Here is a 19,047-nt window from a genome sequence, read left to right on the forward strand (position 1 = left end):
TGCCGAGACTGCGCCCCCGCCTGGCCTGTCGCGCAGGCCTTCGGGCTGCTGGTGCTGACGGTGTTCCTCTACCAGTGGGCGTGCCTGGCCCTGGCCGGGCGCACGGTCGGCAACGCCCTGACCGGGCTGAAGGTCACGCCGAACCTCCCGTGCAGGCTCAGGGCGGCGCGGCGGGCGGCGCTGCCGGTCCTCTCCCCCGGCCGCCGGTCCCTCGCCGACCGGATCGCGGGCACGGCGGTCACCGGGATCGGGCTCAGCAGGCCCGTCGCCACGCCCCCAGCTCGTACTTCTTGAGCAGCGAACTCAGCTTCAGCCGGCGCGAGTCGGCGCAGAAGCGGCCGGTGGGGACCTCGTACTCGACGTGGAAGACGGCCTTGCCGGCCTCGACGAACGGCTTCAGGGCCGCGCACTCGCCGTACTGGGCGCACTGTTCGTTGACCGCGAAGTCGAAGTCCCCGACCAGTTCCGGGATCTGGTCCAGGTCGTTCTTCAGGCCGACGGCCAGGCCCCGGTCGTGGGCCAGCCGGGCGATGAGGCGGTTGTAGCGGAGCTGGTCAGTGGCCGTGAGCGGGAAGCCGGTCTCGTTGCGGTAGCCGTCCATGTTGTCGGGCTCCACCGCGTCGAAGCCCTTGTCGCGGCACATGTCGATCCGGGCCGCCATGAGCGGCTCCAGGACGTCGGTGCGGCGGATGTCGAGCCAGCGCTCGCCCTTCCAGCCGTTGCCGCGGCCGAGGACCGCCCGGGGGAAGTCGCCGGCGTCCGGGCGGAACTCCTCCCACGCGCCCGTGGACAGGTAGCAGATGACCTTGCGGTCCTCGCGGTGCAGCCGGGCGACCGTGTCCGCGGAGTGGTCGAAGCCGTCGATGTCGTAGACGGGCACGTCGACGGAGGTGTCCAGGCGCCCGCTGAGCTGCCACTGCCAGGCGGTGCCGGGGCGGGGCTGCCAGCGGGGGCCGGGCTTGTCGTCGGGGGCCTGGGTGCATCCGGCGAGCAGCACCAGGAGGAGGGTCACGACGAGCCGGGTCAGGCGTCTCACGGGGCGTTCTCCGCGTGGTTCAGGGTGTACGGCAGTGTGCCCCACGGATGATCTCCGGTTCCGGGCACCGCGCAGTGCACCACCGCGCCCCGCGACCGGGCCAGGCCCGCCGGGTCGGCGTCGGGTGGGACGTCGTACACCAGGTGGCACAGCCGTACGTCCGTGCCTCCGGGCCAGGGCTGCGGGGGCAGCGCGCGGTACGCGTCCCAGGTGCCCTCGAAGGTGACGAGGACGTCGGCGATGCGGGCGTAGCAGGGGTGCGGTGCCGTGCCGTGGTTGAGGACGAGGGTGCCGCAGCCGACGCCCCAGGCGGCCACCGCCAGCTTCTGGTAGTGCTCGAACCGCTCGGGCCCGGACGGGACCTGGTCGAGGAAGGCGCCGTCGGTGCCGTACCAGTCGCGGTGCCTGGTGAGGTCGCGGACGACGTCGGTGGTGGCGCGGCGGCCGTAGTCGGTGTCGGCGTATCCGAGGACCCGCACCCCCGCGGCCCGCAGCCGGGCGGCGACCTCGGCGAAGGCCGGGTCGGAGCGGTCGCCGGGGCCGCTGGCCGGGTTGAGGACGACCCCGTAGAGGCGGGGCGCCGCCGCGATGATCGCGTCCCAGGCCGCCGGGCGGACGGACGGGTGCTCGTAGTAAGGGACCAGGAGAGTACTCATCGGTGGGCGGTTGCCCTCCCCAGCAGGGTGCACACCAGGGCGGTCTGAACGGCGGCGGCCGTGCCGTACACGACCGTTCCCGTCAGGTGCGGATCGCCGGTGCGGGTGACGAGGAGCAGGGTCTGGACGAGGGCCGCGGCACAGCACACCGCCGTCGCGCCGGTCACCGCGCCGAACGACTGGAGCAGCAGGCCCGTCCACAGGACCACGCCCAGCAGGAGCAGCCCGGCCAGCCGGATGCCGCCCGGGGCCGGGGTGTGCGGCCACAGGGCGGAGGCGGCGAGACTCAGCGCGAGCAGGACGGCGAGGTAGGCGGCCAGGCACCGCACGAGCGTCCCGGCCGTGGTGCGCCGGAAGTCCCGGGCGGTGCCGCTGGAGCGCAGTCCGGCGAGGCTCTCGCTGCGGAAGCGGTACAGCAGCCACTCGGCGGGACCCATGCTGAGGGTGAGCGCCACGGCGGCGGGCGCGGCGACCGCACCGGCCGTCTCGCCGGCGAGGACGTCGCCGAGCGCCGCGTACAGCACGAGGACCCCGGTGGCGAGCCCGAACAGGGCGTACGGCAGGGAGCCCGTGAGCCGGGGTGCGGCCGGGCGGCGGTGGGCGGGGAGGGTGCCGAACGCGCCGAACGGGAGCAGGGCGACGAGACCGGCACTCCAGCCGTGCTCGTCCTTGAGGGCGGGCGCCACCTCACGCAGCGCGAGCACGGCGACCGCCGCCAGGGAAGCCGGCAGCAGGGTCAGGCATGCCGCCTCGGGCAGCGGTTCGACCAGGGACAGGACCGCGCCCGCCGCCATCGGCGCGAGGGCGGCCAGCAGGAGCCGTTCACGGCCCATCACCAGCAGGACGGTCGCCGCGGCCAGATAGCAGGACTGCCCGGCGGCGAAGGCGGCCACGGCCGGGGCGGCGCTGCCCGCGCACGACACGGCGACCAGGGAGCCGAGCAGCGCCCCCGCCGGAGCGCCGAGCAGCAGGGCGCGCCGCGCGGCCGTGCGGTCGCCCAGCCCCAGCCACGCGTACGCCCGGTGGGCGAGACCCTGGTTCCACGTCCAGCCGCACAGGGCGCCGGCGAGGAGCGGGACCGTGCCCGCGGGGAGGCCGAAGTCGCCGGGGCCGGCGAGCAGGGGCGCGCCGAGGACGTAGGCGAGGCCGGGCAGGGCGAAGACGACACCGCGCAGGAGGCAGCCGAGCAGGCCGATCCGCCAGGGGTCGTGCGGGGGGCCGTCGGGCTCGGGGTAGCGGCGTTCGACGCGTTCGTAGAGGGTCTCGGCGAGCGCGAAGGAGTTCTTCACGCCGTACCGCTCGCGTATCTGGTCGTCGGAGAGGCCGTCGGATTCCAGCAGGGCGGCTATCTCGTCCGGGTGGACGGCCGCGGCTGCGAAGTCCGCCAGACGGTCGGCGAGTTCGTCGACCGGGTCGGGCCGGGCCCAGCCGGGGGTGTGCTGCCGGGGAATGGCGGGCAGGGTGTCGGGGCGGGAGCCCGGGGGCAGCCAGACGCTTCCGCTCACCAGCCGGCTCCGTCCGTCGCGACGGTGGCGTACCAGGGGTCGCGCAGTTCCAGGGTCCAGTCGGCGACGGTCTCCAGCGTGGGTTCGTACACCTCGTCCTCGCCCGCGAGTTCCTTGTAGATGGTGCGGAAGGCGTCCACCGAGCGGCGCAGTGTGAACCGGTCGATGACGCGCTGGCGTGACAACTCGCCCAGCTCCAGGCGCCGTCGGTCGTCCTTGAGCAGGGTCAGCGCGGCGGCGGCCATCTTCTCCGGCTCGCGCGGGGGCACCACCAGGCCCGTGTCGCCGACGGCCTCGCGCACCCCGCCGACATCCGTGGACACCGTCGTACGGCCGCACGACATGGCCTCGATGATGGAGAACGGGAAGCCCTCGGAGATGGACGACAGCATGACCAGGTGCCCGGCCGCGTAGGCGCGCCAGACCTCGCTGATGCGGCCCTCGAAGGTCAGGCCGTCGGTGACACCCAGTTCGGCGGCGAGTTTCTCCAGCCGGGTGCGGTAGGCCTCGCCACCGGGCGGGACCGGGCCGAAGAGCCTGAGCCGGGTCGCCGGGATCTCGGCGCGCACCATCGCGTAGGCGCGGAGCAGGGTCTCCAGGTCCTTGATGGGGTCGATCCGGCCGCACCAGGACAGGGTGGGGACCTCGGGCTCGGGGCCGGCGTGCGGGAAGGCGGCCGGGTCGACGCCGTTGTATACCGTGCGGATCTTGTCGGCGTCGGCGCCGCCGCGCTCCTCCCAGCGGCGGTTGTACTGGTTGCAGGGGGTGATCAGGTCGGCGGCCCGGTAGCCGTAGGAGTTCAGCTCGCGGTAGAAGCCCAGCATGAAGGCCTTCACGGGCCAGCGCTGGGCGTCGCGGCGGTAGCCGAGGTAGCGCTCGCGCAGGTAGATGCCGTGCTCGGTGAGCAGGAACGGCACCCCGTCCAGATGGCGGGCGGCGAGCGCGGGCAGGGTCGCGAGGCCGCTGCTGACGGCGTGCGCGACGGTGCCCTCGGCGTTCTCGGGTATGCGGACGCCCAGCGGGCGCAGGGCGTGCTCCAGCAGGTCGGTCGCGGTCAGCGCGTCGTGCACGGTGGGGCGGGCGGCGGCCGTCGGCAGATGCGGCATGGTCCAGATCCACATCAGCGACCGCAGCGCGGACTCGGTGCGCAGCGCGGCCGGCAGGCGGCCGTCCCGGGCGAGTTCGGCCAGCTCGTTCAGGGACTCGCCGAAGTCGGCGTGCGAGCCGGGGTCGAGGAAGGCCAGCAGGAAGCGCTCGTAGGTCTCGGTGAAGCGGCGGCGGTCCCTGCCGTACGGGGGCCTTCTGCGGCCGGGGCGCGGGCCCCAGGTCGGCACGGTGGTGTGCCGGCAGACGTTGGGCGGCAGTTCCCAGGTGACGGGTTCGCGGCCGCTGCCGGTGAGCGAGACGATGTGGAAGTCGACCTCGGGCATGCCTCTGACGAGCTGGTCGCACCAGGTGCTGACGCCGCCGTGGACGTGCGGGTAGGTGCCTTCCGTGAGCATGGTGACATGACGGCCTGTTCGCCTCATGCGGTGTTTCCCCCTGTGGTGCGGACGGTGTGCGGGGAACTGCTGCCGGATCCCGAGTGCGGGCCCTTTGTGGCTGGTCGCGCAGTTCCCCGCGCCCCTCTAGGGCAGCTTCAAGGTGAGAGCCGACTGGAGTGCCGCCGGGGTCGTCCAGGCCGAGCGGGCTCCCGCGTACGGGGTGCCGAACGCCGTCGTGCCCAGCACGAGTTGCTTCTTCGTGCCCTCCGGGGCGGTCACCGGGATCTGCGTGCCGGACGGGGCGGTGACGGTGACCGTGCCACCGATCCGGTACGCCGTCACACGGTTGTCGGCCAGGGCGCTCTGCCAGGCGGCGCGGCGCTGCACCTCGGTGCCGATGGCGCTCTGCCGGGGGTTCTCCAGCGGGGCGTTGTCGGTGAACAGGGCCCGGTAGTCGGCGAGCACCTTCTCCATGACCGGGTAGAGCAGCCGGTCCTCGGCCAGGTTGGACTGGTGGGCGTAGTGCGGCCGGGGGTCGCCCGCGAGGACGTGCCCGAGGGCGATGCGCGCCTCCTGCGGGACGATGTGCCCGGCGTAGCCGGTGGTGACGTCGAGCGGCTCGTCCAGGCACGTCGAGGTGGGGTTGTCCTCGCAGACGCCGCTGCCGCCGTCGCCGCGCGAGGTGTAGACCCAGTTGTACTCGTCGGCCATCTCGGCCGCCGTGCCCACGTTGTAGTACACGTTCATCGGGTGGCGCGGGACGGTCAGGGCGTTGCCGACCGCACGCTGCTCGGGCTCGCGGGAGTTGTCCGAGGCGATCCACTTGACGCCGGTGTCGGCGAGGGCGCCGGCCAGGTTGGGGTTGTCGTTCGGCTGCTGCGGCAGGGTCTTCAGGCCCGAGTGCTCACCGGTGACCAGCTCGGCGCGGTCGACGGGGAGGCCCTTGTTCACGGCCCAGTTGTGGTTGTCGCGGATCTGCGCGGCGATCTCGGCGCGGCTCATGTACCGCGTCGAACCGTCGGCGTTCTTCGCGCAGCTCCACGGCACGCCGGAGGTGTCCTGCACGCAGCCGAGGAAGGGGTGCGTGTAGGTGTGGTTGACCCAGCGGTACTGCGCCTTGTCGGCGAGCAGCCGGGCGGTGAGGGCGTCGGTGCCGCCGTGTTCGGTCTTCCACTCCTCGCCGGAGCCGGCGTTGAAGACCATGTCCATGGTGAAGCCGTGCTCGCGCTGCCACTGGGCGGCGTAGGCGGCGTCGTCGGCGGTCATGCGGATCGGCGTGGTGCCCTCGCCGTCGCCGCCCGCGCAGTCGAAGTCGCCCGGAGTGCAGTTGCGTTCGGTGTCCCAGCGGCTGTCGGGGGCGAACACGTCGTCGACGTGCACCGCGAAGGAGTTGCGGGTCCGGCCCAGGTGCACGCCCTGGGTGAGCCACTCGACGATGCCGCGGGCCAGCAGCCGGAACTGCTGCTGGTTGTTGTTGTAGGCGAAGGTCACCACGAGTTCGCGGCGGCCGTCGTGGGCGTACTCGCCGACGAGGCTGCCGCGGCCGGTTCCGCCGGGCACGGGGAGGTCGACGTAGCTGGTGAAGCCGGGGCGGGGCCGGGCGACATAGCCGTAGCTCTCCTGCACGGCCGGGGCGTTGTCCTCGAAGCGGAACGCGCCGTCGAGGTAGCCGAACCAGCCGGACTTCCCGGCCGCGGTGACGGTTGCCTCGCGCCCGTCGAGCGTGCCCGCCCAGCCACCCTCGCTGGTGTAGTCGAGGCCGACCTCCGGATGCGCCCACGTGTAGGCGTCGACCTGCGGGATGCCGTACGTCCGCTCGTAGGTCTCCAGGGCGGTCTGCTCGGCGGAGCCCGCGCCGAACGGCGCCTCGTTCGGCAGGACGACGCCCTGGTACTTGGCGCGGGGCCGGCCGCTGACGGTGTCGCTCAGGAACGACTCCGTGATCTTCGGCCGGCCGGAGTCGTTCAGATCGATGGTGGTGTACGGGATGCCCGTGCTCTTCAACTGGGCGGTGACGGCCTTGACGGGGCTGTCGCCGTTGTCCACCACCAGCACCTTCAGATCGATGCGGGGCGTCTCGGCGGCCGCCGCCCCGGGCGCCGTGGCCCCGGCCGTGATCATGCCTGCCGCCGTCATCGCGGCGGCCGTGTTTCTCCATCCGCGCGCACGCTGCGCCATGGTTCCTCCCCCAGAAGATCCGCGGAATCCTCTTGCGGTCGAACAGAGGAGGATCCGTGGGAATCATGCAAAGCGGCGAGCGGGTCGCTCACCGGATCGCGATGAGTGTGACTCAGTTCACCAGTGTGAGGGATCAAGAAATGGCCACTACGCCACCGACAGGTGAACGCCCGCAGGAATGAGCGAACGGGGCCACGCGCGTAGTCTCGACGTCGAGTGTTCGCCGCACCGGGGAAGGCCCCGTGAGTACCGGACCCTGAGGTCGGAATAGGGTCGGTCGGCAATCTCCCGTCGTCCGCCCGGAGGGCGGGCCCGGCGGCGTCTGGTGCGTGCAGCTGCAAGGCGGAGGAGGGAGTCGACGCGGAGCGTCGGTGACCGACGACAACGCCGCAGATGCGCGTGCCAGACGCCGCCGGGCAGACGGGAGATTGCCGACCGACCCTCAGGGTCGGCTGTCGGGCCCGGTCGACCCACACCGTTCGACCACAGCAACTTCACATCGGAAGCGAGATTTCACCACCGTGACTGCTCTCACTCTCAGCACCGCCGCGGCGTCCGGTCTGCGGGCCGACGCGATCGTGATCGGTGTCGCCAAGGGTGCCAAGGGGCCGGTCGTCGCACCGGGCGCCGAGGCCGTGGACAAGGCGTACGACGGCAGGCTCGCCGGCGTTCTGGAGACTCTCGGCGCCTCCGGCGGCGAGGGCGAGGTGACGAAGCTGCCGGCGCCGTCCGGCTTCAAGGCACCGCTCGTCCTGGCGGTCGGCCTGGGCGCGGTCCCGGAGAAGGACGCCGACTACGGCACCGAGACGCTGCGCAAGGCCGCCGGTGTCGCCGCCCGCGCCCTGGCCGGGTCCAAGAAGGCCGCCTTCGCGCTGCCGCTGGGCGACGCCGCCGACGCCGGCGCGATCGGGGAGGGCGCGCTGCTCGGCGCGTACTCCTTCGACGCCTACAAGGCCAACGGCCAGGACCCCAAGGCGAAGAACGGCAAGGCTCCCCTCGTCGAGGTCGCCCTGCTCGGCGGCAAGCCCCGCGACAAGGCGTACAAGGCCGCGATCGAGCGGGCCGTCGCCGTGTCCGAGGAGCTCAACCGCGCCCGCGACCTGGTCAACACCCCGCCGAACGACCTGAACCCCGAGTCGTTCGCCGCGATCGCCCAGGCCGCCGCCAAGGAGCACGGCATCAAGGTGCAGGTGCTCGACGAGAAGGCCCTGACCAAGGGCGGCTACGGCGGCATCCTGGGCGTCGGCGCCGGTTCGGCGGCGACTCCCCGCCTGGTCAAGCTGTCGTACACCTCCTCCAAGGCGAAGAAGCACCTCGCCTTCGTCGGCAAGGGCATCACCTACGACTCGGGCGGCATCTCGCTGAAGCCGGCCGGTCACAACGAGACGATGAAGTGCGACATGAGCGGCGCGGCCTCGGTCTTCGCCGCGGTCGTCGCCGCCGCGCGTCTCGGCCTGGAGGTCAACGTCACCGGCTGGCTCGCCCTGGCCGAGAACATGCCCTCCGGTTCGGCGACCCGTCCGGGTGACGTGCTGCGGATGTACAGCGGCAAGACGGTGGAGGTGCTCAACACGGACGCGGAGGGCCGGCTGGTGCTGGCGGACGCGCTGTGGGCGGCGTCGCAGGAGAAGCCGGACGCGATCGTGGACGTGGCGACGCTGACCGGCGCGATGGTGCTGGCGCTGGGCAACCGGACGTTCGGGATCATGGGCAACGACGACGCCTTCCGCGCGGCGCTGCACGAGGCGGCGGAGGAGGTCGGGGAGCCGGCGTGGCCGATGCCGCTGCCGGAGCACCTGCGCAAGGGGATGGACTCGGCCACGGCCGACATCGCGAACATGGGTGAGCGGATGGGCGGCGGGCTGGTCGCCGGTCTGTTCCTGCGCGAGTTCGTGGGCGAGGGCATCACCTGGGCGCACCTGGACATCGCCGGGCCGGCCTTCAACGAGGGCGGGCCGTTCGGGTACACGCCGAAGGGCGGCACGGGCAGTGGGGTGCGGACGCTGGTGCGGCTGGCCGAGCTGACGGCCGCGGGTGACCTCGGCTGAGTTCGCCTCTCGGCGCCATCTCGCCGGTTGTGTGGCGAGTGCGGGGGCGTGGGGGCTGGTCGCGCGGTTCCCCGCGCCCCTTCGGGGCGCGCTTCCCTGCCGTCGGTCGCCCGTATGCGTGAGGGCTGGTCGCGCCCGCGCGGCGCAGCCGCAGATCAGACACAGCCCCGCGCCCCTGAGGGCGGCTCCCCCGGGCGGCTCATGTGAACGTGGGGCGTCTCACACAGCAGCCCGGCGTCTCCTTGTGTGCTGACAAGTGCGAAGATGGGGCTCGGCAGGACAGGGCCCCACCGAAGGGCCGAAGAACGAGCGGCCGGACACCAGCCGCCTGCCGGTCACTGAAGACCGGCTCACGGCGCACATGCATGGAGGACGTGACGTGGCGAACGACGCCAGCACCGTTTTCGACCTAGTGATCCTCGGCGGTGGCAGCGGTGGTTACGCCGCGGCCCTGCGCGGGGCGCAGCTGGGCCTGGACGTCGCCCTGATCGAGAAGGACAAGGTCGGCGGCACCTGCCTGCACCGGGGCTGCATCCCCACCAAGGCCCTGCTGCACGCGGGCGAGATCGCCGACCAGGCCCGCGAGAGCGAGCAGTTCGGTGTGAAGGCCTCCTTCGAGGGCATCGACATCGCCGGGGTCCACAAGTACAAGGACGGCGTGATCGCCGGCCTGTACAAGGGCCTGCAGGGGCTCGTCGCCTCCCGGAAGGTGACCTACATCGAGGGTGAGGGACGGCTGTCCTCCCCCACGTCCGTCGACGTCAACGGCCGTCGTGTCGAGGGCCGCCACGTCCTGCTCGCGACCGGCTCGGTGCCGAAGTCGCTGCCCGGCCTGGAGATCGACGGCAACCGGATCATCTCCTCCGACCACGCTCTCGTCCTGGACCGCGTGCCCAAGTCCGCGATCATCCTGGGCGGCGGTGTCATCGGCGTCGAGTTCGCCTCCGCGTGGAAGTCCTTCGGCACCGAGGTCACGATCGTCGAGGGCCTGAAGCACCTCGTCCCGGTCGAGGACGAGAACTCCTCCAAGCTGCTGGAGCGCGCGTTCCGCAAGCGCGGCATCAAGTTCAACCTGGGCACCTTCTTCCAGAAGGCCGAGTACACCCAGGACGGCGTCAAGGTCACCCTCGCCGACGGCAAGGAGTTCGAGGCCGAGGTGCTGCTGGTGGCCATCGGCCGCGGCCCGGTCTCCCAGGGCCTGGGCTACGAGGAGCAGGGCGTCGCCATGGACCGCGGTTACGTCCTGGTCGACGAGTACATGCGCACGAACGTGCCGACCATCTCCGCCGTCGGTGACCTCGTCCCGACCCTCCAGCTCGCGCACGTCGGCTTCGCCGAGGGCATCCTGGTGGCGGAGCGCCTGGCCGGTCTGAAGACCGTTCCGATCGACTACGACGGTGTCCCGCGGGTGACGTACTGCCACCCGGAGGTCGCCTCCGTCGGCATCACCGAGGCCAAGGCCAAGGAGATCTACGGTGCGGACAAGGTCGTCGCTCTGAAGTACAACCTCGCCGGCAACGGCAGGAGCAAGATCCTCAACACCGCGGGCGAGATCAAGCTCGTCCAGGTCAAGGACGGTGCCGTCGTCGGCGTCCACATGGTCGGCGACCGCATGGGCGAGCAGGTCGGCGAAGCCCAGCTGATCTACAACTGGGAGGCGCTGCCCGCCGAGGTCGCGCAGCTCATCCACGCCCACCCGACGCAGAACGAGGCGCTCGGCGAGGCCCACCTGGCCCTGGCCGGCAAGCCCCTCCACGCGCACGACTGACCCCTCGGTCGACGAACGCGACGACACAGACTTCCGCACTTTCCGTAAGGAGCAACCGAAACCATGGCGGTTTCCGTAACCCTTCCGGCGCTCGGCGAGAGCGTCACCGAGGGCACTGTCACCCGCTGGCTGAAGGCCGAGGGTGAGCGCGTCGAGGCCGACGAGCCGCTGCTCGAGGTCTCCACCGACAAGGTCGACACCGAGATCCCCTCCCCCGCCTCCGGCGTGCTGTCCTCCATCAAGGTCGCCGAGGACGAGACGGTCGAGGTCGGCGCCGAGCTGGCCCTGATCGACGACGGCAGCGGCGCGCCCGCGGCCGAGCAGGCCCCGCAGGCCGAGCAGGTCGCCGAGCCCGCTCCCGAGCCGGCCCCGGCCGCCCCGTCCACCGAGCAGGCCGCCCCGGCGCCCGCCCCCACCGCCGACGCCGCTGCCGGCGGCGGCTCCGCCGAGGGCACGGACGTCGTCCTGCCCGCGCTCGGCGAGTCCGTCACCGAGGGCACCGTCACCCGCTGGCTGAAGTCGGTCGGTGACAGCGTCGAGGCCGACGAGCCGCTGCTCGAGGTCTCCACCGACAAGGTCGACACCGAGATCCCGGCGCCCACCTCGGGCACGCTGCTGGAGATCGTGGTCGGCGAGGACGAGACCGCCGAGGTCGGCGCCAAGCTCGCCGTCATCGGCGAGGCGGGTGCCGCTCCGGCCGCCGCCCCCGCGCAGGAGGCCCCGGCCGCCCCGGCGCAGCCCGAGCCCGCCCAGGCTCCGGCGCCGCAGCAGGCCGCCCCGGCCCCGCAGGCTCCGTCGGCCCCGCAGGCTCCGTCGGCTCCGGCCCCGCAGCAGCAGACCACCCCGGCTCCCGAGCCGGTTCCGTCCGCTCCCGCGCCGGCCCCGGCTCCGACCCAGGCCCCGGCTGCTCCCGCGGCCCCGGCCGCCGCCAAGCCGGCCGACGACGGCGCCTACGTCACCCCGCTGGTGCGCAAGCTCGCCGCCGAACAGGGCGTCGACCTGGCCGGCGTCAAGGGCACCGGCGTCGGCGGCCGTATCCGCAAGCAGGACGTCGTCGCCGCCGCCGAGGCCGCGAAGGCCGCCACCGCCGCTCCGGCCCCCGCCGCCGCTCCGTCGGCCGCGAAGAAGGCCCCGGCGCTGGAGGCGTCGCCGCTGCGCGGCCAGACCATCAAGATGCCGCGGATCCGCAAGGTCATCGGCGACAACATGGTCAAGGCCCTGCACGAGCAGGCCCAGCTGTCCTCGGTCGTCGAGGTCGACGTCACGCGTCTGATGAAGCTGCGCGCCCGTGCCAAGGACGCGTTCGCCTCCCGTGAGGGCGTCAAGCTCTCCCCGATGCCGTTCTTCGTCAAGGCCGCGGCCCAGGCGCTGAAGGCGCACGCGCCGATCAACGCCCGGATCAACGAGGCCGAGGGGACCATCACCTACTTCGACACCGAGAACATCGGTATCGCGGTGGACTCCGAGAAGGGCCTGATGACCCCGGTCATCAAGAACGCCGGTGACCTCAACCTCGCCGGTATCGCCAAGGCGACGGCCGAGCTCGCGGGCAAGGTGCGGGCCAACAAGATCACTCCGGACGAGCTGTCCGGTGCGACCTTCACCATCTCCAACACCGGGTCGCGCGGCGCGCTCTTCGACACGATCATCGTGCCGCCGGGCCAGGTCGCCATCCTCGGCATCGGCGCGACGGTCAAGCGCCCCGCCGTCATCGAGACGGAGGAGGGCACGGTCATCGGCGTCCGCGACATGACGTACCTGACCCTGTCCTACGACCACCGACTGGTGGACGGCGCCGACGCCGCCCGCTACCTGACGGCGGTCAAGGCCATCCTGGAGGCAGGCGAGTTCGAGGTCGAGCTGGGTCTTTGACCTTCCTTCACGGCTGAGCGGTGCCCCTGTCCGGACATCTCCGGGCAGGGGCACCGCCCGTTTTCACACCCCCCGTGTAAGCCTCGTCTCACCTGCACCAAGACACCCCCACCCACCTCACCCGCGGAACGAACCGGCCGTATTGTCTACACGTCGATCCCGCGTAAGGAGCCCTCATGACCGCGCCCGTCATCCACTCGCTCCGCGAGCAGATCCGCGAGCACATCCTGGAGGGGATCATCAGCGGACGCTGGCAGCCGGGTGAGCGGATCGTCGAGCGCCGGATCGCCACCGAACTGGAGGTCAGCCAGACCCCGGTCCGCGAGGCCCTGCGCGAGCTGGAGTCCCTGCGCCTGATCGAGTCCGCTCCGAACAAGGGCGTGCGCGTCCGCAACCTCACGGCCGCCGACCTGGAGGAGAGCTACCCGGTCCGGGCCGGCCTGGAGGCCATCGCCGCGGAGCTGGCCGCCCAGGGCCTCGCGGAGGACTGCTCGGCACTGGAGCCCCACGTCAGCGCCCTGTACGAGGCCGACCGCGTCTCCGACGGCACGGCCCAGGTCCGCCACACCGTCGCCTTCCACCGCGAACTGGTCCGCGCCGCCGGCAACTCCGTCCTGCTGCACACCTGGGAAGGCCTCGGCATCGAGGTGTTCACGGCCCTGTCGATCCGCTGGCTGGGCACCCAGCAGCAGTCGTACGCGGAGGAGCACGAGGAGCTCGTCGCCGCGTTCAAGCGCCGCGACCCCCGCATCGCGGAACTGGTGAAGGCCCATGTCCTGGGCTGCGCGCCCCGGGCGTGACACCCGAGCACACCCTCGCTCAAACGCCTCCGACCTGCGAAAACCATGCGAAAACCAGTCACCGCGTGCCACCGGCGGAGGCACCCCGTGCCTACTTTCTCGTGATCAAGAGGTTTTGCCCCTCAACCCTTTGATCGATCATCGATCAGCAAGTTACAGTCGCCGACGGGCTTCCACCCAAGCCCCGCGCCCTGTCCTGCCAAAGACAAAGGGCACCCCCGATCCCCTTATGTGAGGGAACCCCCTTCGACTGAGGAAGGCGGCGACATGACCGACCCCAACGCCATCCAGCCGAGCGAGCTCGACCAGCTCCCCGACCGGGACCCGGAGGAGACCGCCGAATGGCAGGCCTCCCTGGACGCGGTCACCAAGGCTGCCGGGCCGCACCGTGCCGCATACCTGATGCGCCGCACGCTGGAGCGCGCCGAGGGCGCCGGCATCGCGCTGCCGAAGCTCCTCGAGACCGACTACGTCAACTCCATCCCCACCTCCGCCGAGCCGGCCGTGCCCGGTGACGAGGCGATGGAGCAGCGGATCACCGCGTGGAACCGCTGGAACGCGGCCGCGATGGTGACCCGGGGCAGCAAGTACGGCGTGGGCGGCCACATCGCCACCTTCGCCTCCGCCGCCTGGCTGTACGAGACCGGCTTCAACCACTTCTTCAAGGGCAAAGAGGCCGACGGCTCCGGCGACCAGCTCTACATCCAGGGCCACGCCTCCCCCGGCATCTACGCCCGCGCGTTCCTCGACGGCCGTCTGAACGAGGAGCAGCTCGACAACTTCCGCCGGGAGGCGGGCGGCAACGGCCTGCCCTCCTACCCGCACCCGCGGCGCCTGCCGTGGCTGTGGGAGTTCCCGACGGTCTCCATGGGCCTCGGCCCCCTGTCGGCCATCTACCAGGCGCGCTTCAACCGCTACCTGACCAACCGCGGCATCAAGGACACCTCCGCCTCGCACGTGTGGGCGTTCCTCGGCGACGGCGAGATGGACGAGCCCGAGTCGACGGCGGCCCTCGCGCTCGCGGCCCGTGAGGAGCTGGACAACCTCACGTTCGTCATCAACTGCAACCTCCAGCGCCTCGACGGCCCGGTCCGCGCCAACTTCAAGATCGTGCAGGAGCTGGAGGCCCAGTTCCGCGGCGCCGGCTGGAACGTGATCAAGACGCTGTGGGGCACGGCCTGGGACGAGCTGTTCCGGCTCGACACCACGGGCGCGCTCGTACGCCGCCTGCGCCAGGTACCGGACGCGCAGATCCAGACGTACCAGACCCGCGACGCGGCCTACATCCGCCAGGACTTCTTCGGCGGTGACCCGGCGCTCGTGGAGATGGCGAAGCTGCTGAGCGACGACAAGATCCTCGAGTGCTTCCACCTCTCGCGCGGTGGTCACGAGGCCCGCAAGGTGTTCGCCGCGTACAAGGCGGCCGTCGAGCACAAGGGCGCGCCGACGGTCGTCCTGGCCCAGACGGTCAAGGGCCACACCCTCGGCGAGGGCTTCGCGTCGAAGAACGCCAACCACCAGATGAAGAAGCTCTCGGTGGACGAGTTCAAGAACATGCGCGACCTGCTGGAGCTGCCGATCAAGGACAGCGACTTCGTCGACGGCGTGGTCCCCTACGGCCACCCGGGCGCCGACTCCCCCGAGGTCCGCTACCTCCAGGAGCGGCGTGCCGCCCTCGGCGGTCCGGCCCCGGCCCGCCGTGTCCACCCGGTCGCCCCGCTGCCCGCCCCGGCGGAGAAGGCGTTCGCCTCCTTCGACAAGGGCTCCGGCTCGCAGAACGTGGCCACCACCATGGCGTTCGTCCGCCTGGTCAAGGACCTGGTCCGCGACAAGGAGACGGGCAAGCGCTGGGTGCCGATCGTCCCGGACGAGGCGCGCACCTTCGGTATGGAGTCGCTGTTCCCGTCGCTCGGCATCTACTCGCCGAAGGGCCAGACGTACGAGCCGGTCGACCGCGACCAGCTGATGTACTACAAGGAGGCCCAGAACGGCCAGATCCTCAACGAGGGGATCACCGAGGCCGGTTCGATGGCCGACTTCATCGCCGCTTCGACGTCGTACGCGACGCACGGCGAGGCGATGATCCCGTTCTACATCTTCTACTCGATGTTCGGCTGGCAGCGCACGGCCGACCAGATGTGGCAGCTCGGCGACCAGCTCGGCCGCGGCTTCCTCGTCGGCGCCACGGCCGGCCGTACCACCCTGACCGGTGAGGGCCTCCAGCACGCCGACGGCCACTCCCCCGTCATCGCGGCGACCAACCCGGCGGCGCTGTCCTACGACCCGGCGTTCGCCTACGAGGTCGCGGCCATCGTCAAGGACGGTCTGCGCCGGATGTACGGCGAGGCGGCCCCGGGTGAGGACCAGAACGTCTTCTACTACCTCACCGTCTACAACGAGCCGCTGCCGCAGCCCGCGAAGCCGTCCGTCGACGGCATCGACGAGGGCATCGTCAAGGGCCTGTACCGCTTCAACACGGCGGAGTCGGCGGGCATCACGCCCCCGGCGAACGCCCCGCGCATCCAGCTGCTCGGCTCCGGTACGGCGATCCACTGGGCGCTCAAAGCGCAGCGGTTGCTCGCCGAGGAGTGGGGCGTGGCGGCCGACGTGTGGTCGGCGACGTCCTGGAGCGAGCTGCGCCGGGACGCTCTGGAGGCGGACGAGGCGCTGCTGCGCGGCGAGGAGCGGGTGCCGTTCGTGCGGCGGGCGCTGCAGGGGGCCGAGGGCCCGGTGCTGGCGGTCTCCGACTACATGCGCCAGGTCCCGGACCAGATCGCGCAGTGGGTCGAGCAGGACTGGTCCTCGCTGGGCGCCGACGGCTTCGGCCTCTCGGACACCCGTGAGGCGGCCCGCCGCCACTTCGGTGTCGACGCCGAGTCGATCGTCGTCGCGGCCCTGGCCCAGCTCGCGGGGCGCGGCGAGGTCAAGGCGGCGTCCGTGAAGGAAGCGCGCGAGAAGTACGGGCTGTGAGAACGGCCCGTTGATCGGCAGGCCCCCGCCCCGGCGGGGGCCTGCTGCATGATGTGGCCATGCGCGCTGCCCGGCTGATCAAGATGGTGCTGCTGCTCCAGTCCCGGCCCTCCATGACGGCCGCCGAGCTCGCCCGTGAGCTGGAGGTGTCGGAGCGGACGGTCACCCGGGACGCGCAGGCACTGTCGGAGGCGGGCGTGCCGGTGTACGCGGACCGTGGCCGGGCCGGTGGCTACCGGCTGGTCGGCGGGTACCGGACGCGGCTGACCGGGCTGCACCGCGGCGAGGCCGAGGCACTGTTCCTGTCCGGGGTGCCCGGCGCGCTGCGCGAGATGGGCCTGGAGGACGCGGCCTCGGCGGCCCGGCTGAAGGTGTCGGCGGCACTGCTGCCGTCCCTCAGGGACGCCTCGAGGACGGCCGCCCAGCGGTTCCATCTGGACGCCCCGAACTGGTTCAAGGAGCCGAAGACGCCGGCCCTGCTGCCCGCCGTCGCCGACGCGGTGTGGGACGACCGGCGGATCAGCGCGCGCTACCGGCGCGGGGAGGACGAGGTCGTCCGGGAGCTGGAGCCGTACGGGCTGGTGCTGAAGGCGGGCGTCTGGTACCTGTGCGCCCGGGTGGCCCGGGGCGCGTCCTTCCGGGTCTACCGGATCGACCGGTTCACGGCGGTGGACGCGGACGGTGAGCGCTTCGAGCGGGAGCCGGACTTCGACCTGCCCGCGTTCTGGGAGGAGCGGGCGGAGCAGTTCGCGCGGTCCATCCTGCGCGCGCGGGTCGTCGTGCGGCTGTCCCCCGACGGTGTGCGCGCGCTGCCGTACGCCCTCGACTCGCCGACCGCCCGGGAGGCACTGGCGGACGCGGAGGCCCCGGACGGCGACGGCTGGGTGACCGTGGCCCTGCCGGTGGAGTCCGAGGAGGTCGCCCACACCCAGCTGGCGGCCCTGGGCCCGGAGGTGGAGGTGCTGGCGCCGGAGAGCCTGCGGGAGCGGTTCGCCGCGGACGCGGCGCGGCTGGCCCGGCTCTACCGGCCCCGGGACGGCGCATAACGATCCCGCGCACTCCGGGTGCGCCCCTGTGCCCCAGGGCCGATGCTTGACCCGTGATGGACGAGACGGAGTTCTGGGAGCTGGTGGACGACGCCCGGGAGGCCGCCGAGGGCGACCCGGAGGAGCAGGCCGACCTGCTGGTGGACCGGCTCGCCCAGCTGGACCCGGACTCGGTCCTGGACTTCGCCCGGCACTTCGAGTCCCGCTACAACCGTGCCTACCGCTGGGACCTGTGGGGCGCCGCCTGGGTGCTGCTCGACGGGGCGAGCGACGACGCCTTCGACTTCTTCCGGTGCTGGCTGATCGGCCAGGGCCGCGAGGTCTTCGAGGGTGCCGTGCACGACCCGGACGCCCTCGCCGATCTGCTGGACGACTTCGACGAGGAGGTCGACGGCGACGGCGAGGAACTCGGCTACGCGGCGGACGAGGCCTACGAGCAGCTCACCGGCGTGGTCGCCCCCGACCTGGAGATCGCGCCGGCGCCCCCGGAACCCGAGGGCACGCCGCTGGACTTCGAGAACGAGGGGCTGCTCGCCGAGCGCTACCCCCGGCTGTGGGAGCGCTTCAGGGGCTGATCAGGTGATCCGGCGGCGGCTCGTGTCGGAGGGAATGTAGGCGTGCGTCGGATCGGCCTGGACGGCGTGGCGCATCGGGGCGGCGTTGGCCTGGTCGAGGGCGGACGCGGTGACCGCGGCCGGGCCCAGGACGACGGTCACGGCCGCGCACAGCACCGCCCAGGGGCCGCGTGTGCCCCCCGTCCGCACCCCCGCGTCTGCCCCGTTCCCCGGGGCCTTCGTACGACGGTTGTTCATGGTCCCCACCTCCGGTCGGCTGCCTGTGGGGGTGACCGTAGGGGGCCTGGATCTCAGGACGCCGCGCGTTCGCTGTGGCCTTCCTGTGGACCGTCCGGCCGGCCCTGGAGACGGGCTGCGAGCTGCCTGATCTCGGGCAGGCGGGCGTGCAGGGCGGCGCCCGGGCAGCTGGTCATGTAGCCGTCGTTGTGGCCTGCGAGGGCGGGCAGGCGGGCGGTGGAGCCGGCCGCGTACCGGCTCAGGCCGTTGCTGGAGACCAGGCGGACGTCCGAGCGCGGGTCGGTGCCGGTCAGGCCCAGCTTCCACGCGGACAGCGCGGCGATCGCGCGGATCATGGGCCGTGGGACGGGCATGCCCTCGGTGAAGGTGCCGAGGGCGGCGATGCCCGTGGTGCGGTGGTTGAAGCCCTGGGTGTGGGCGCCGGTGACGGCGCGCTCCACGCCGCCGGCCCGGCCCTCGTAGATGGTGCCGCAGCGGTCGACGACGAAGTTGTAGCCGATGTCGTCCCAGTCGCGGGTGCCGGTCTGGCCGGTGTACAGGTCCCGGATGATGCGGGGCGCGTCGGCGCAGTCGTAGCCGTTGGGCGAGTCGGTGTGGTGGACGAAGACGGCGGCGACCCGGTCGTCGTAACGGGGGCGGGGCTGCACGCGGGCGGCGTCGCCCAGCCAGTGCGCTCTCGGCACGATGTGCGGGCGGGGAGCGGCGTAAGGCGTGGCGGTGGAACGGGCCGGGGCGGCGCTGGAGCCGGTCTCGGCTGCGTTCTCGACGCCGTGGGCGCACAGGACCAGCGCCACGACGGCGGCGACACCCGGCAGGCAGCCGAGCAGCACCCGTGCCCCGCGCGGCAGGCCGGCTGTGCCGGGTGTCCCGGC

Annotated in this window: 15 protein-coding genes; 8 read left to right on the forward strand and 7 right to left on the reverse strand. The window is 72.2% G+C overall.

Annotated elements, in window-relative coordinates; translation table 11 throughout:
* Nucleotides 1-60: 60 nt before the first annotated feature.
* On the forward strand, nucleotides 61-294 hold the full coding sequence (locus ACIRDU_RS02250; protein ID WP_403573185.1) for a hypothetical protein: 234 nt from the start codon (nucleotides 61-63) through the stop codon (nucleotides 292-294).
* Here ACIRDU_RS02250 and ACIRDU_RS02255 read toward each other — a convergent pair.
* The 5 genes from ACIRDU_RS02255 to ACIRDU_RS02275 form a co-directional block, all read right to left on the reverse strand.
* A complete protein-coding gene (locus ACIRDU_RS02255; protein ID WP_403573187.1) occupies nucleotides 254-1,036 on the reverse strand; it encodes an endo alpha-1,4 polygalactosaminidase in 783 nt (260 codons plus the stop codon). The genes ACIRDU_RS02250 and ACIRDU_RS02255 overlap by 41 nt on opposite strands.
* A complete protein-coding gene (locus tag ACIRDU_RS02260) occupies nucleotides 1,033-1,692 on the reverse strand; it encodes a spherulation-specific family 4 protein (protein WP_403573190.1) in 660 nt (219 codons plus the stop codon). The genes ACIRDU_RS02255 and ACIRDU_RS02260 overlap by 4 nt, the downstream gene beginning before the upstream one ends.
* On the reverse strand, nucleotides 1,689-3,197 hold the full coding sequence (locus tag ACIRDU_RS02265) for a hypothetical protein (protein ID WP_403573193.1): 1,509 nt from the start codon (nucleotides 3,195-3,197) through the stop codon (nucleotides 1,689-1,691). Before ACIRDU_RS02265 ends, ACIRDU_RS02260 begins: the two co-directional genes overlap by 4 nt.
* Nucleotides 3,194-4,726 (reverse strand): GT4 family glycosyltransferase PelF, encoded by a 1,533-nt coding sequence (pelF, locus tag ACIRDU_RS02270; RefSeq protein ID WP_403573196.1) that lies wholly within the window; start codon nucleotides 4,724-4,726, stop codon nucleotides 3,194-3,196. Before pelF ends, ACIRDU_RS02265 begins: the two co-directional genes overlap by 4 nt.
* A 99-nt stretch (nucleotides 4,727-4,825) precedes the next feature.
* The gene (locus ACIRDU_RS02275) at nucleotides 4,826-6,859 is read right to left on the reverse strand and encodes a hypothetical protein (RefSeq protein WP_403573198.1); all 2,034 of its coding nucleotides are present in this window, start codon (nucleotides 6,857-6,859) and stop codon (nucleotides 4,826-4,828) included.
* A gap of 521 nt (nucleotides 6,860-7,380) precedes the next feature.
* Here ACIRDU_RS02275 and ACIRDU_RS02280 point away from each other — a divergent pair.
* The 7 genes from ACIRDU_RS02280 to ACIRDU_RS02310 all read left to right on the forward strand — a co-directional run bounded on the left by ACIRDU_RS02280 (nucleotide 7,381) and on the right by ACIRDU_RS02310 (nucleotide 17,938).
* Complete coding sequence (locus ACIRDU_RS02280; protein ID WP_403573201.1) at nucleotides 7,381-8,907, forward strand: leucyl aminopeptidase; 1,527 nt, start codon at nucleotides 7,381-7,383, stop codon at nucleotides 8,905-8,907.
* Between the two features lie 379 nt (nucleotides 8,908-9,286).
* The gene (lpdA, locus tag ACIRDU_RS02285) at nucleotides 9,287-10,675 is read left to right on the forward strand and encodes a dihydrolipoyl dehydrogenase (RefSeq protein WP_403573204.1); all 1,389 of its coding nucleotides are present in this window, start codon (nucleotides 9,287-9,289) and stop codon (nucleotides 10,673-10,675) included.
* A 63-nt stretch (nucleotides 10,676-10,738) separates the two neighbouring features.
* Complete coding sequence (gene sucB / locus ACIRDU_RS02290) at nucleotides 10,739-12,547, forward strand: 2-oxoglutarate dehydrogenase, E2 component, dihydrolipoamide succinyltransferase (protein WP_403573206.1); 1,809 nt, start codon at nucleotides 10,739-10,741, stop codon at nucleotides 12,545-12,547.
* Nucleotides 12,548-12,723: 176 nt separating this feature from the next.
* The gene (locus ACIRDU_RS02295) at nucleotides 12,724-13,347 is read left to right on the forward strand and encodes a GntR family transcriptional regulator (protein WP_033312601.1); all 624 of its coding nucleotides are present in this window, start codon (nucleotides 12,724-12,726) and stop codon (nucleotides 13,345-13,347) included.
* Nucleotides 13,348-13,614: 267 nt separating this feature from the next.
* A complete protein-coding gene (gene aceE, locus ACIRDU_RS02300; RefSeq protein WP_403573209.1) occupies nucleotides 13,615-16,317 on the forward strand; it encodes a pyruvate dehydrogenase (acetyl-transferring), homodimeric type in 2,703 nt (900 codons plus the stop codon).
* Between the two features lie 59 nt (nucleotides 16,318-16,376).
* Nucleotides 16,377-17,363 carry a helix-turn-helix transcriptional regulator gene (locus tag ACIRDU_RS02305; protein ID WP_403573211.1) on the forward strand — a complete coding sequence of 329 codons (987 nt, stop codon included), beginning with the start codon at nucleotides 16,377-16,379 and terminating at the stop codon, nucleotides 17,361-17,363.
* A 56-nt stretch (nucleotides 17,364-17,419) separates the two neighbouring features.
* The gene (locus ACIRDU_RS02310) at nucleotides 17,420-17,938 is read left to right on the forward strand and encodes a DUF4240 domain-containing protein (protein ID WP_403575103.1); all 519 of its coding nucleotides are present in this window, start codon (nucleotides 17,420-17,422) and stop codon (nucleotides 17,936-17,938) included.
* Here ACIRDU_RS02310 and ACIRDU_RS02315 read toward each other — a convergent pair whose 3' ends face one another.
* Together ACIRDU_RS02315 and ACIRDU_RS02320 are read right to left on the reverse strand one after the other, a co-directional pair.
* Entirely contained in the window at nucleotides 17,939-18,175 is a 237-nt protein-coding gene (locus tag ACIRDU_RS02315; RefSeq protein ID WP_403573214.1) for a hypothetical protein, read from the reverse strand.
* A 53-nt stretch (nucleotides 18,176-18,228) separates the two neighbouring features.
* Nucleotides 18,229-19,005, reverse strand: coding sequence for a peptidoglycan recognition protein (locus tag ACIRDU_RS02320; protein ID WP_403575106.1), 777 nt, complete (start codon nucleotides 19,003-19,005; stop codon nucleotides 18,229-18,231).
* Between the last annotated feature and the right edge of the window lie 42 nt (nucleotides 19,006-19,047).

Source organism: Streptomyces sp. NPDC093598, assembly GCF_044764825.1.
Classification (GTDB): Bacteria; Actinomycetota; Actinomycetes; order Streptomycetales; family Streptomycetaceae; genus Streptomyces.